This window comes from Mycolicibacterium arseniciresistens, from assembly GCF_030519285.1.
Taxonomy (GTDB): domain Bacteria; phylum Actinomycetota; class Actinomycetes; order Mycobacteriales; family Mycobacteriaceae; genus Mycobacterium; species Mycobacterium arseniciresistens.
This window is the reverse complement of sequence record NZ_JAUMSQ010000021.1, coordinates 25,546-38,369: the sequence shown is the minus strand read 5'-3', so window position 1 is coordinate 38,369 and position 12,824 is coordinate 25,546. Positions and strand designations below refer to the sequence as shown.

Here is a 12,824-nt window from a genome sequence, read left to right as displayed (position 1 = left end):
TGTGACGGGTCAGAGGCCCAGATCGCTGAGGCCGGGGTGGCCTTCCGGTCGAGGGCCGAGAAGCGGCCAGTGGAATTTGCGGTCATCGTTGGTGATCGGCAGATCGTTGATGCTCGCGTGCCGCGTCCTCATCAGGCCGTCGAGGTCGAACTCCCAGTTCTCATTGCCGTAGGCGCGGAACCATTGACCCGTCGCGTCGTGGTATTCGTAGGCGAACCTGACCGCGATCCGGTCGCCGTCGTACGCCCAGAGTTCCTTGATTAGACGGTATTCGAGTTCCGCGGCCCACTTCGACGTCAAGAATTCGACGATCTGCTCACGACCGCGCAGGAAGGTCGAACGGTTGCGCCACCGGCTCTCTGCCGAGTATGCCTCGGCGACCAGGTGAGGATTTCGTGTGTTCCAACCGTTTTCAGCACTGCGCACCTTCTGGACGGCGCTCTCACGGTCGAACGGAGGTAGTGGGGGTCTCATCGGCTCAGGGTTTCACATCCGAATTCACGCAGCACCCACGGCGGGCAACCCTCCACACGGACGCGATACGTGTGCCGACCCCAGACGCTGCCGAGGGCATCGGCGCGCAGCGCCTCCCAGCCCAACGACAGCCTTTCTCCCTCCTCCATCCATGGGAGTCAACGCACGTGAGATCCATCGGGCAAATGATTTTCGGCATCGTCCGGCTGTCGCCCCTTCGCCGCGCGGCCTTGGCCCGATAGCATGCAGATGTGCGCCTGAGCCGAGGTGAACGTGAGCAGGTACTCGCGGCGGTCGCAGACGAGCGCCGGTCAATCGCCGGACTTCTTCACGGCCTCGATGCCGAACAGCTGGCCACACCGAGTCTGTGTGCCGGTTGGGATGTGAAAACGGTTGCTGCGCATCTTGTCAGCGACTTCAAGGACGGCTTCCGTGGGTTCTTGATCAGTGGCGTTCGCCACGGCAACCTCGACCGCGGGATCGACGCGCTGGCTCGCCGTCGAGCGCGTGCCTCGGCCGTCGACATCGCACAGACCCTCGAACGAGAGGCCGATCATCCGCTGAGCCCACCCATTGCCGGGCCGTTGTCGGGTCTGGCCGACGTGTTGGTGCACGGCGGTGACATGCGCATCCCCCTGGGTATCGAGCATCAACCAGATCCTCTGCTGGTGGCCCGCGCCATCGACTTCCTGACGGGACCAACGCAGATCGGCTTCTTTCCCCGGCGTCGCCTTCGCGGTATCGCCCTTCACGACGAGGACACCGGCCGAACCTGGGGTGACGGCGCTGCGGTCCGAGGGCCCGGCGTCGCGGTGATGCTGGCGATCTGCGGGCGAACCGTGGCATTCGACAACGTGACCGGAGCCGGCGTATCCGATCTGCGGTCGCGTCTTGATTGACCGGCGACGACTCCGGCCACGCGGGGTGGCGTGACGAGCTACCGACAGAGGGGCGCGGGAATGAGTGGCCTGCTGCTGCAGCGGGGTCGGCGGTTCGCCCGATGACGACCCCTGCACGAGGCGGAGAGCCGTACACGTACCTGCTCGCGCTCAATCCGGGCGGCCAGTCACTCGTCAGAGTCGATGTGTCCGACGGCTCGGTGACCGAATTGGTCGGCGGACTGTCCGCGTTTCCCGACGGAATCGTAGTCGACCGGCGCCGTCAGCTCGTCTACTGGACGAACATGGGCGCGCCGACGCTGCCTGCCGGACGCGCTCCATCGCAGGAGAGCGATCTCGACTTCTACGCCCGCAACGGCTCGATCGAACGGGCCGCACTGGACGGGTCCGGGCGGATGTGGCTTCTTCCGGAAGGAAGCTTCGTGACCGGCAAGCAGCTGGCCGCGGCATGGTCCCGAGGGCGCATCTACTGGGCGGACCGGGAGGGCGCAGCGGTCCGGAGCGCCGACCTCGACGGCACCGGCATGCGTGATGAAGTCCTCACTGCACGGACGGATTCCGAACGTCGCGTGGCACGAAATCAGTGTGTGGGGATCGCGGTCGACGAACAGCGCGGGCACCTCTACTGGACGCAGAAGGGGCCGTCCGACGGCGGCGACGGCCGCATTCTGCGAACGCGCCTGGACATGCCCTCTCAAGAGAGGGCCGTCCGTCGCGAGGTCGAGGTGCTCTTTGCCGGGTTACCCGAACCCATCGATCTCGAGATCGACTCCGGCGCTGGACTTCTCTATTGGACTGATCGCGGTGCGCCGCCGTCGGGGAACACCCTCAACAGAGCTGAACTTCCCGATGAAGGCCGGGTCGGTGGCACCGTGGATATCGTGTCCTCGGGATTCCGCGAGGCGATCGGGTTGGCGGTGGATTCCGACGCCGGCATCGCCTACGTCAGCGACCTCTACGGCGACATTCGCGCCGTTCCCCTCGGTGAGGGCGGCGAACGCTTGGTGACGCACGTCGCGGGTGGTCTCACAGGGCTGGCCGGCGTCCATGCCCCGGGCTAGTGGTTCCATACAGGACCGATTCCGGTGCAAACACATTCGAGACTCGACCTGGCCCCGCGGGTAGAAGACGCCCCGGGCGTCAGGTGAGGCCGCGTAGCATCGAACGACCCTCTCTGACGAAGGATGCATGGTGCGATACCGCGATCAACCCACCGTCGAAGTGACACAGATCGTGTCCTGCGACCCCGAGACCGCATGGCTTTACGTCACCGACATCGAACTTCCCGTGGGTCGTTCGGCTGAACTCAAGCGCGTCGAGTGGCTCGACGGTGCCGACCACGTCGAAGTCGGGGCTCGCTTCCGCGGGTGCAGCCAGCACGACGCCCTCGGCGACTGGCAGACCATCTGCGAAGTCGCCGAAGTCGAGCCCGGCCGGCGCTGGACCTGGAACGTCCACGGCGGCGAGGGCGTCACCGCCACGTGGGGCTTCGAAGTCGAGCCTTCCAGCCGGGGCGCCATCGTGCGCCAGTGGGCGAGGATGGGTCCGGGTCCTTCCGGGCTGAGTTTCGCGATTCTCGCCACGCCGGACAAAGAAGCCAGGATCGTCGCCCGCCGACTGCAGGAGTGGCAGCAGAACATGAGTGCCAACCTCGCCTGGCTCGCCGAGCAAGTCGGCACTGGCGACGACGACCAGCGCAAAGCGGCGAATCCGCTGTGAAGATCGGCCTGGCGGTCGAGCCTCGCTTGCCGGGCGCCGCGGAATTCGCGGCCGAGGTCGAGCAGCTCGGCGTGGACTCCCTGTGGGTGCCCGAAGTATGGGGATACGACGCCCTCACCGGACTGGCCTACCTTGCCGCGCACACCGAACGCATCGGACTCGGCACCTTCGTCGTCCAGCTCGGTTCGCGCAGTCCAGCGCTGCTGGCCACCTCGGCGCTGAGCCTGCAGGAACTGTCTGCCGGCCGATTCATGCTCGGTGTCGGAACCTCCGGGCCGCGGGTCATGGAGGGATGGCACGGCGTCCGGTTCCACAAGCCCGTCCAAACCACCCGCGAGACAATCGAAATCCTCCGGATCATCAGTCGCGGCGATCGGTTGGAACACCCCGGTGAGATCTACCCCCTGCCGCTGCCCAACAGCAGCGGCGCCGCTCTACGGCCACTCGTGGCGCCTCGTCACGTCCCCGTCTACATCGCCGCCATGGGTCCGCGGAACCTTCGGTTGACCGGTGAGGTCGCCGACGGCTGGCTCGGCAACGCCTTCATCCCCGAAGCCGCCGAAGTCTTCCTCGGGCCGCTGCGGGAGGGCGCAGACGCTGTGGGCCGCGCACTCAGCGACATCGATCTCGTGGCGCCGGTCGCCCTCGAATTCCACAGCGACACAACGGCAGCCGAAGCCGCCGCCCGCCGCCATGCCGACGGCTACGCATTCACCATCGGCGCCATGGGGGACCGCGGCCGCAACTTCTACAACGACGCGTTCAACCGCCTCGGCTACGAACGCGAGGTCACCCGCGTCATCGAACTCTGGCAGGCGGGGCGACACGACGAAGCCCGTGCTGCCGTCCCCATCGACCTCGGCCGCCTCACCAACCTCCTCGGAACGCCGGAGGCCATCGCCGAGCGCATCGCCGCATACCGTGATGCATCCATCACGACCCTGTTGGTCAAGCTCGAGGGCGACCACGAACACCAGTTGTCCACGCTGAAACGTCTGATGCGGATCGTGTAGCCGGGCGGGTTAGCTGCACTAGGTATTTAACGCCAAGGGACATTAATTCGGGGCTCTGAGCTGCGCCTTCAGCTGCTCGACTCGTGAATCTGAAAATCAGAGGTTTCGCTGCCCGTCCGCGGGGAATCAATGGGTCTGCGAGCCGGGGGGCGAGCAGCACGCTCGGGGTCATAAGGCTCCACCATCAAAACAACTGGAGGAGTACGCACATGCGCAGGACGATCGTCATCGGCACCACCACTTTGACCCTTCTGTTCGGGGGGGCCGGCGTCGCCCAGGCAACTGAACTGAACTCACCGGCACCCGCGACCACCACCACGGTGGCGCAGCAGGCTGAGGAAGAGGACGGCGACAACACCGGTCTGTGGGGCCTTGCCGGGCTGCTCGGCCTGATCGGGCTCGCGGGCCTCAAGCGCCGCAAGGACGCCGACTTCCCGACAACGCGAGGAACCGTCGCCGGCCCCGGGAATCCGCGCGCATAACAAGCAGGTGGCCGCCCCCGCCGGTGCAGCACCGGCGGGGGCGCCGCATCGTCAGTGAAATCTGTTGCGACACAAACTCGGCGAGAGCCTGAGACGCCGTGGGGCCGACCTGGTGACTGACGCGGTGGGCCGGCACGGTTACCGTCGCTGATATGGAATCAGTCTCAGTCATCACCGGCGGCGCCGGCGGCATGGGCCTGGCCACGGCCAAGCTCCTAGGACGGCAGCACCGGATCGTCCTCTGCGACGTCCGCGACGACCGCCTCGATGCTGCGACCGCCGCGCTCGACGACCTCGGCATCACCGCGACCGCGGTGCACTGCGACGTCACCGACGCGGACGCGGTGGCGGCGCTGCTGAAGAGCGCGGGCGATCTCGGTCCGATCGCTTCGGTGGTGCACACGGCAGGCGTGAGCCCCAGCATGGGCGACGCCGACTACGTCATGACGACGAACGCGATCGGCACGGTCAACGTCAACGAAGCATTCTTCGGCGTCGCCGGCGAGGGCGCTGTGATCGTCAACGTGGCGTCGATGGCGGCACACATGTTGCCCGACAGCCTGATTCCCAGCGGACACTTCCCGTTGGCGGTCGCCGACCGGGACGCGTTCCTGGCCGAGATGGCGACGGCGTGCAGCATCGCGCCCGAGGGGGCGCGGTCCGGACTGGCCTATGGGCTGAGCAAGAGCTTCGTCAAGTGGTACAGCGCCGCGCAGGCCGAACGGTTCAACGGCCGCGGGCTGCGCATCGTCTCGGTGTCCCCGGGTTCGACCGACACCGAGATGGGCAGGCTCGAGGAGAAGGCCGGCGCGGGTGCAATGGTCGCCGACGCCGCCGTCCCGCGCTGGGGCACCGCGGAGGAGATGGCGGAACTGCTGGCCTTCTGTGTGAGCGACAGGGCGGGCTACCTCACCGGTACCGACATCCTCAACGACGGCGGCGTGATCGCCTCGATGACCGAGCGGGCCAGGCGGAACGCCGCATCCGGCCAGGTGTCGACATAGCTCTGTCATTGATGCGCTCAGATCGCGAAACTCGCGATATCGGCGATCTGAGGACAAAGTCAACGCCGAACAGGGCGAGCCCGCCGCCGCCGGTAGCATTCGTCCCGGCGAGGGGGTGGGCATGGCAGACGCGGACCGACCGGGCGTTCTGATGCAGATCCACGAGTACTTCATGGCGCTGACCACGGCCGGACGGCTCATCCTCCTGATATCCGTCATCGCGGCGGTGGGCCTGCTGGGCTTCTCGCTGGTGCAGTGCTCGAACAAGATGGCATACGAGGACTGTGTCGACAGCCGGCGCGCCGAATACGGCATCGAAGGTGGTGGAGGCGTGATCGCGACCCTCATCGAAGAGGACTGCCGCAAGATCACCAGCTGACCGGCGACGGGCACTGTTAACGCCTCCGGGTGGCAGGGCGATAGACAGTGTGGGGGGTAACGACAGGGTCCGTACCACCCGATCTGCGGTGGTGGACCGCGTTCCTGCACAACGCGTGCGTTGTCTTCACGACACGGCTTCGCGCGAAGGAAAGGAAAAAACATGCGGAAATTCAAGAGAATCGCGGTCACATCGATCGCTGCGGGCGCCATGGGCGTCACCGCGCTGGGGCTCGGCGCAGGCCTGGCTCAGGCCGAGCACGACGACTACTGGGTGCCGGTCCCCGGTATCCCGCACGTGGACTTCAAGGCGCCGCCGGGACACATCGGCCAGGTGACGGGTATCCCGCCGGGCCAGTTCAAGAAGCTGCCCGGCCCCTTCAACGGGGTCCCGCCCGGTCACTGGGATGACGTCCGTCTCCCGCACTACCCGGGACATTTCGGCCGCTAGCAGGCCCGAAGATGGCCGCCTCGCTCACCAGCGAGGCGGCCATCGTCAGTTCGTCGAGGGTTCGCCCGCGTCGGGAGCGATCGTCAAGGTCACGGGCTTGCCGTCGCGGAGCACCTCGAGCGGGGCGTCCTTCCCGACCTCGAGCTGGCGCACGGCGACGATGAACGAGTTCAGGTCGGTGATCTCGCGATCGCCGAGCTTGACGGCGATGTCGTTCTGCTTCAGCCCGGCCCGCTCTGCAGCGCTGCCGGACTTCACCTTCTGTATCTGTGCGCCGCCCTCGGCCTCGTCGCCGACCGTCTTGGCTTCGACTCCGATGGTGGGGTGGGCGATGAAGCCGTCGCGCATCAGCGCCGAGGCGACGCGCGCGACCTCGTTCACCGGGATGGCGAAGCCGAGACCGCTGGAGCTGCCGGACGGCGACTTCGCGGCGGAGTTGATGCCGATCACCTCGCCGTCCATGTTGATCAGCGGTCCGCCGGAGTTGCCCTGGTTGATCGACGCGTCGGTCTGCACGGCGGCGATCACCGTGGACTCGTCGCCGGACTCGTCCCGCGGCACCGCGACGGCACGATCCAGCGCGCTGATGATGCCCTGGGTGTCGGTGCTGCGCAGACCGAGCGGCGCACCGGCGGCGATGACTTCCTGACCCACCCGCAGGGCGTCTGAATTGCCCAGCCGCGCGACGGTCAGATTGTCGACGTTGTCGACCTTCAGCACCGCCAGGTCGGTGTCGGGGTCGTGGCCGACGAGGTTCGCCGGCACCGTCTTGCCGTCGTTGAAGATCACCGTCAGCTTGGTTTCCTTGGGCTTGCGGGCGGCCTCGGCGACGACGTGGCTGTTGGTGATGATGTAACCGCGGCCGTCGACGACCACTCCCGAGCCCTGTGATCCGCGCGAGTCGCCCATCGCCTCGATGGTCACCACGGAATCGGCGACCGCCGCGGCCACCCGCGCGAAGCGGCCCTCGGGTGCCTCGTCCGGGTCGCTCTGGGACAGCTCGACCTTGGGGGTGGTGAAGGCCTCGATGACCGACGTCGTCTTGCTGCCGATCCAGCCTCCGAGCAGTCCGGAAAGAATCGCCAGGACGGCGACGACGACCAGCGCGAACCGCGATACCTGCCCGCTGAACAACAGGTCCCGAACACCGAGCTTGGGCCCGCGGACCTCCGGCGGAGCCGGTGGGGGCGGCGGTACGGCAGCGGGAGTGGCCTCGTCGTACGCAGGCTGGACCGCCACCGCCTCGGATGCATCGTCGGACCGGCCGTCATCGGCGTCGGCGCGTCCGAACGCGGCGGCCAGCACCGGCTCGGGCGACTGGTTCGTCGGGGTGTCGGGACCGTCGGCAGGCGTCCGGTCTGGACCGGCGAATGCGCCCTCGACCCCGTCGGGTCGCCCGAACACACGTCGGGTGGCCGGATCGGGGTCCGAAGGCGAGCCGGAGCGCGCCGTCGTGCCGTTCGCGGCGGACTGGTCCTCATCGGTCACGCGTGCTTCACCTTCTTCCTGACGCGGCGCAGCCCAGCCTACCGACGTCGCGGTCCCGGCCCGGACACGCAGTTCGGCGGCGGGCCGACGGCGTCGATCCTGTTAAGGAACATTGCGGACACTGCGCCCAAATTAGAATTGCTGAGGTGAACGTCGACGGCCAGCAGCTCGCCGCCCTCGCCGCCGTGGTGGAACTCGGCAGCTTCGACGCGGCCGCCCGCCGCCTGCACGTCACGCCGTCCGCGGTCAGCCAACGCATCAAGGCTCTCGAACAGCGCGTCGGCCAGGTGCTCGTCGTCCGGGAGAAGCCGTGCCGGCCCACCCCGTCGGCGGTGCCGCTGCTGCGGTTGGCGGCCCAGACGGCGATGCTGGAGGCCGAAGCACTCAGCGAGATGGGCGGTGGTTCGCGCGCGCCGCGGGTCGCGATCGCGGTGAACGCGGACTCGATGTCGACGTGGTTCGCCGCGGCGCTCGCCCGGATGCCCGACGTCCTGCTCGACATCACAATCGAGGACCAGGACCACTCCGCGAAGCTCTTACGCGAGGGGGCGGCGATGGGTGCGGTGACCACCGAGCGCACCGCGGTGCCGGGGTGCCGCAGCGTGCCACTGGGGGTGATGCGCTACGTCCCGGTCGCGTCGCCGGGCTACCACGCGCGGCATCTCGGCGCCGGATTCACCGCCGAGGCTGCCGCGGCGGCGCCGTCACTGGCGTGGAATCGTGACGATGCGCTGCAGGACTTGTTGCTGCGCAAGGTGTTCCGGCGGAACATCGCCCGCCCCGTGCACTTCGTGCCGACGGCGGACGGCTTCGGCGCCGCAGTCCGCGCCGACCTCGGGTGGGGCATGTACCCGGAGAAACTGGCCGCGGGCGACCTCGCGGACGGGTCGTTCGTACGGATCGCCGACGTGCACCTCGACGTGCCGTTGTTCTGGCAGTGCTGGAAGCTCGACAGCCCACTCGTGGCCGCGGTGACCGCCGCGGTCCGGTCAGCGGCCGAGAGCCTGCGTTAGCGGGCGCTCAACCACGCGGACAGCTTCTCGTACACCCGAGGATGGTTCAGCAGGTCGAAGTGGTGCAGGCCGGTCAAGACCAGGCCGTCGTGCTCCTCGAACGGGATCCGTCGGGTCCGGCCACGCCCCGAGGCGCTCGACGGGCGCACCAGGTGGTCGCCGAGCACCGCGCCGACGGCGGCGGGAGCGACGGACGTGGCCACGAAGTGATACCTCGCGTGCGGCAGGAACGGCACCTCGGCGCAGCGGTCGCGCAGGAACTCGTCGGGATCCGCGTCGCACCAGTCGGTGTCGGTGAGGGCGCCGAAACGCAGGTCCTTGATGCCGTCGCTGCGGAGATTGAGGAACTCGGCAACGGGCCGGGTCTCTCCGAGCTTCGCCAGCAGCCAGGACGCGACATGGACGCTCTTCTCCAGGTCCGCGCCCAGGTGCGGCGAGCCAAGGCAGACCACCTGCCGCACCGCCCGCGTCCACCCGTGGTCCGCGCGGTCCCCGTAATGGCAGGCGCTGCGCACCACCAGTCCACCCATGGAGTGGCCGACCAGACTGATGTCGCGCACCGGCACGGGCCACACCTCGACGAGCCCGGTGAGCAGCTCGTCGAGCTGCCTGCCGTTGGTCGAGATGTGCAACCCGGTGTTGTACCGGATGTCGACCGGCGTGAAGCCGAGGTCGTCGTGCAGGCGTTCGCCGTAGGGCCGCGGGTCGGCGTCCTCGACGGGACGGGGCGGACGCCGCCACGACGCCTCGGTCTGGCACAGCCCGTGCACGAAGACCACGATGCGGTCGGTCGGCTGAGCGAATGCCGCGGCGACGTCGTCGGGTGTCAGCTCGACCCGTCGGCCGTCGGCGCGCACCGACAGCGGCGCGGCGAACTGGTTGCCGCGCTCGGCGAGCTCGTCGCCGTAGATCCCGTTGAGCGCGGCGATCAACTCGGCCACCCCCGCGCGTTCGTCGAGGGGTGGGTCGTCGTCGAAGGCGATGCCGGCCGCCGTGAAGGAGCCGATCGCCGGCGGGAGCCGATGCCACGCCGCGTCGATGGTGTTGTAGACGGCGCCCGCGATGACGTCGTGGACCGCCTCGACGGGTCGGGCCACCGGGCCGATCGAGCCGAAGACCCGCCCGGCGATGCCGGTGTGCACGCCCCGCACCACGCTGTTGAGCACCGTCAGCCCTTCGGTGACGACGCCACCGAGCGCCTCCATGTCTGCCGTACGCATGTCCTGGTTGTACCCGTCCTGTCCGGCGATGTGCGGGTGAAGCGGCGGGATGTGATGCGACGCCTCGGTCGGACCTCGGTGCGCCTCGCGGCACAGTGGGACCTCAGTGTGACCATCGGCATATCCGCTGCGTATTCGCTTCCGCCCGACCCCGATGTCCAACACACTGACAGAGGAGGGTGACGATGTCAGAGGTGGCGGAGGATGCGGCGGGGTCCGGTGAGGCCCTTGATTCCGGCGACGTGGCGGTGCTGAGGCCGGGCGACACCTGTTGGCGCACCGGGCACGCGGACCGGTTGGCCCGCATCGTCGACGGCGCCGACTACCTGCGCCACGTCAAGGCGGCCATGCTGGGTGCGCAACGCCGGATCATGGTGATCGGCTGGGATCTCGACTACCGCACCTTCTTCGAGCGGGAGCCGACGCTGCCCGGACCCAACAAGCTCGGCCCCTTCCTGCACTGGCTCGTCTGGCGGCGGCCGGAGCTCGAGGTGTACCTGCTGCGGTCCAACCTGCGGCTACTGCCGGCGTTCGACGCGTTCTGGTACGGCGTGACGCCGGTGTCCCTGCTCAACAGAGTCACGTCGCGGCGCATGCACTTCGCGGTCGACGGCGCCCACCCGACCGGCGCGGTCCACCACCAGAAGATCGTGGTGGTCGACGACGCCATCTCATTCTGCGGCGGCATCGACCTGACACTCGGGCGGTGGGACACCCGGGCGCACGCCCAGGACGACCCGACGCGCTCCATGGCGGGCGACAGCTACGGGCCGCGCCACGAGGTCGCCGCCGCGGTGGACGGCGATGCCGCGGGAGTCCTCGCCGAGCAGGCCCGGCAGCGCTGGCAGGCGGCGACCGGCACGACGCTCGAACCGGTGCCGTCGGACCGGTCGATCTGGCCGGCGCAGTTGCGGCCGATGCTGCGCGACGTCGAGGTGGCCGTCGCCCGCACCCAGCCGGCACTGCCCGAGCGCGACGAGGTACGCGAGGTCGAGGCGCTCAACCTGGCCGCGATCGCCGCCGCTCGCGACGTCATCTACCTGGAGAACCAGTACCTGGCCGCCCGCAGTCTCACCGAGGCGCTGGCCGCCCGCCTGTCCGAAGCCGACGGCCCCGAAGTGGTCATCATCCTGCCGCGCAGCGCGGAGAGCCGGCTCGAACAGGAGTCGATGGACAGCGCCCGGGAACGGATGCTCCGCGTGCTGTGGGCCGCCGACGAGCACGACCGCCTCGGTGTCTACTGGCCGATGGCCCCCGGCAGCGTGTCGACCTACGTGCACTCCAAGGTGATGGTGATCGACGACCGGCTGCTGCGCATCGGGTCGTCGAACCTCAACAACCGTTCGCTGGGCTTCGACAGCGAATGCGACGTGGCGATCGAGGCGATCCCCGGTGACCCGACAGGCGATCGCATCCGCCGCGAGATCCTGTACACCCGAGACGATCTCGTGGCCGAACACCTCGGCTACTCGGTCGAGGCGTTCCGCGCCGAGCTGAGCAGGTGCGGTTCGTTCCGCGCCGCGGTCGACGCGTCGCGCACCAGCGGTCGGTCACTGCGCAGCTTCAGCCGCCTCATGGTGTCCGCCGATGTGGGCCCGTTCGCCGAGAACGATCTGATGGATCCGGACCACGTGCCGCCGTCACTCACCGAGAGTGCGCGCACGCTGGCCGGTCAGGTGGCGTTGTGGCCGTTGCGCAAGGTGCTCCGGCGCGATTGACGGCCGGCGGTCAGTGCTTCTCGCGCTTGCCAAACGGCAGCACGTGCACGATCGCGACCACGACGGCGCCGACCACGAGGCCGATCACCGCCGAGGCGGCGGTGTTGACCAGCCAGGCGAGCACACCGCCGACACCCGCGACGGCGTGGTGGACGGCCTCCTCGGCGTGGTGGACCAGTCCGTAGGGCGCGTGCCAGCCGAGCGTGTCGGTGCCGATAAGCAGGATGTGCCCACCCACCCACAGCATCGCGACCGTGCCGATCAGCGCCAGCGCACCGAGCAGTTTCGGCATGAACGCGACCAGGCCGCGGCCGATGCGCTGCGCGAACTTCGACGAGCGCTGCGCCAGTGCCAGCCCGACGTCGTCCATCTTCACGATCCCGGCGACGACGCCGTACACCGCGGCGGTGATCACCACGGCGACGACGGCCAAGATGATCAGGCGCGGCCAGAACGACTGGTCGGCCACCTCGTTGAGCGCGATCACCATGATCTCGGCGGACAGGATGAAGTCGGTGCGGATCGCCCCCGTCACCATGAACTTCTCGGCGTCCTCACCGGCGGCCGCGACGGGTGCGGCGTGGTCGTCGTGTCCCCGGATGCGCCCCCAGACCTTCTCGGCGCCCTCGAAGCACAGGTAGGTCGCACCGAGCATCAGGATCGGGGTCAGCAACTGCGGCAGGAACTGGCTGAGCAGCAGCGCCGCGGGCAGGATGAACAGCAGCTTGTTGCGCAGCGACCCGATCGCGATGCGCTTGATGATCGGCAGTTCCCGCTCGGCCGCCAGGCCGTGCACGTACTGCGGTGTCACCGCGGTGTCGTCGACGACGACGCCTGCGGCCTTGACGGTGGCGCGACCGGCGGCCGCGCCGATGTCGTCGATCGATGCCGCCGCGAGGCGGGCGAGCACGGCCACGTCGTCGAGGAGGGCGAACAGACCGGCGCTCATCGGGTCTCCGTCATGG

At 68.5% G+C, this 12,824-nt stretch carries 14 protein-coding genes; 10 read left to right on the top strand and 4 right to left on the bottom strand.

Annotation, left to right across the window (positions count from 1 at the left end; translation table 11 throughout):
• Nucleotides 1-9: 9 nt before the first annotated feature.
• Nucleotides 10-474, bottom strand: coding sequence for a nuclear transport factor 2 family protein (locus Q2100_RS05110; protein WP_302913089.1), 465 nt, complete (start codon nucleotides 472-474; stop codon nucleotides 10-12).
• A gap of 251 nt (nucleotides 475-725) precedes the next feature.
• On the opposite strand from Q2100_RS05110, the gene Q2100_RS05105 reads away from it, so the two are divergent.
• The 8 genes from Q2100_RS05105 to Q2100_RS05070 all read left to right on the top strand — a co-directional run bounded on the left by Q2100_RS05105 (nucleotide 726) and on the right by Q2100_RS05070 (nucleotide 6,420).
• Complete coding sequence (locus Q2100_RS05105) at nucleotides 726-1,373, top strand: maleylpyruvate isomerase family mycothiol-dependent enzyme (protein WP_302913088.1); 648 nt, start codon at nucleotides 726-728, stop codon at nucleotides 1,371-1,373.
• A 101-nt stretch (nucleotides 1,374-1,474) separates the two neighbouring features.
• On the top strand, nucleotides 1,475-2,434 hold the full coding sequence (locus tag Q2100_RS05100; RefSeq protein ID WP_302913087.1) for a hypothetical protein: 960 nt from the start codon (nucleotides 1,475-1,477) through the stop codon (nucleotides 2,432-2,434).
• 160 nt (nucleotides 2,435-2,594) lie between these two features.
• A complete protein-coding gene (locus Q2100_RS05095; protein WP_328518107.1) occupies nucleotides 2,595-3,092 on the top strand; it encodes an SRPBCC family protein in 498 nt (165 codons plus the stop codon).
• Entirely contained in the window at nucleotides 3,089-4,105 is a 1,017-nt protein-coding gene (locus tag Q2100_RS05090; RefSeq protein ID WP_302913086.1) for an LLM class flavin-dependent oxidoreductase, read from the top strand. Before Q2100_RS05095 ends, Q2100_RS05090 begins: the two co-directional genes overlap by 4 nt.
• A 209-nt stretch (nucleotides 4,106-4,314) precedes the next feature.
• Nucleotides 4,315-4,587: a WGxxGxxG family protein gene (locus tag Q2100_RS05085; protein ID WP_264014678.1), complete on the top strand. Its 273-nt coding sequence runs from the start codon at nucleotides 4,315-4,317 to the stop codon at nucleotides 4,585-4,587.
• Between the two features lie 152 nt (nucleotides 4,588-4,739).
• Nucleotides 4,740-5,591 (top strand): SDR family oxidoreductase, encoded by an 852-nt coding sequence (locus Q2100_RS05080; RefSeq protein WP_302913085.1) that lies wholly within the window; start codon nucleotides 4,740-4,742, stop codon nucleotides 5,589-5,591.
• A gap of 121 nt (nucleotides 5,592-5,712) precedes the next feature.
• Nucleotides 5,713-5,970 (top strand): hypothetical protein, encoded by a 258-nt coding sequence (locus Q2100_RS05075; protein WP_264014680.1) that lies wholly within the window; start codon nucleotides 5,713-5,715, stop codon nucleotides 5,968-5,970.
• A 162-nt stretch (nucleotides 5,971-6,132) separates the two neighbouring features.
• Nucleotides 6,133-6,420 (top strand): hypothetical protein, encoded by a 288-nt coding sequence (locus tag Q2100_RS05070; protein WP_302913084.1) that lies wholly within the window; start codon nucleotides 6,133-6,135, stop codon nucleotides 6,418-6,420.
• A gap of 45 nt (nucleotides 6,421-6,465) precedes the next feature.
• Here Q2100_RS05070 and Q2100_RS05065 read toward each other — a convergent pair whose 3' ends face one another.
• The gene (locus Q2100_RS05065) at nucleotides 6,466-7,908 is read right to left on the bottom strand and encodes a S1C family serine protease (protein ID WP_302913083.1); all 1,443 of its coding nucleotides are present in this window, start codon (nucleotides 7,906-7,908) and stop codon (nucleotides 6,466-6,468) included.
• A gap of 146 nt (nucleotides 7,909-8,054) precedes the next feature.
• Between Q2100_RS05065 and Q2100_RS05060 the strand changes: the two genes are divergently transcribed.
• Nucleotides 8,055-8,921 (top strand): LysR family transcriptional regulator ArgP, encoded by an 867-nt coding sequence (locus tag Q2100_RS05060; protein ID WP_407667577.1) that lies wholly within the window; start codon nucleotides 8,055-8,057, stop codon nucleotides 8,919-8,921.
• Here the strand turns inward: Q2100_RS05060 and Q2100_RS05055 are convergent.
• Nucleotides 8,918-10,141, bottom strand: a complete 1,224-nt coding sequence (locus tag Q2100_RS05055) for an esterase/lipase family protein (protein WP_302913082.1) — start codon at nucleotides 10,139-10,141, stop codon at nucleotides 8,918-8,920. The two genes, Q2100_RS05060 and Q2100_RS05055, sit on opposite strands and share 4 nt — an antisense overlap.
• A gap of 185 nt (nucleotides 10,142-10,326) precedes the next feature.
• Between Q2100_RS05055 and Q2100_RS05050 the strand changes: the two genes are divergently transcribed.
• Nucleotides 10,327-11,859, top strand: a complete 1,533-nt coding sequence (locus Q2100_RS05050; protein WP_302913081.1) for a phospholipase D-like domain-containing protein — start codon at nucleotides 10,327-10,329, stop codon at nucleotides 11,857-11,859.
• Between the two features lie 10 nt (nucleotides 11,860-11,869).
• Here Q2100_RS05050 and Q2100_RS05045 read toward each other — a convergent pair whose 3' ends face one another.
• Nucleotides 11,870-12,808 (bottom strand): DUF808 domain-containing protein, encoded by a 939-nt coding sequence (locus Q2100_RS05045; RefSeq protein WP_302913080.1) that lies wholly within the window; start codon nucleotides 12,806-12,808, stop codon nucleotides 11,870-11,872.
• Nucleotides 12,809-12,824: the final 16 nt, after the last annotated feature.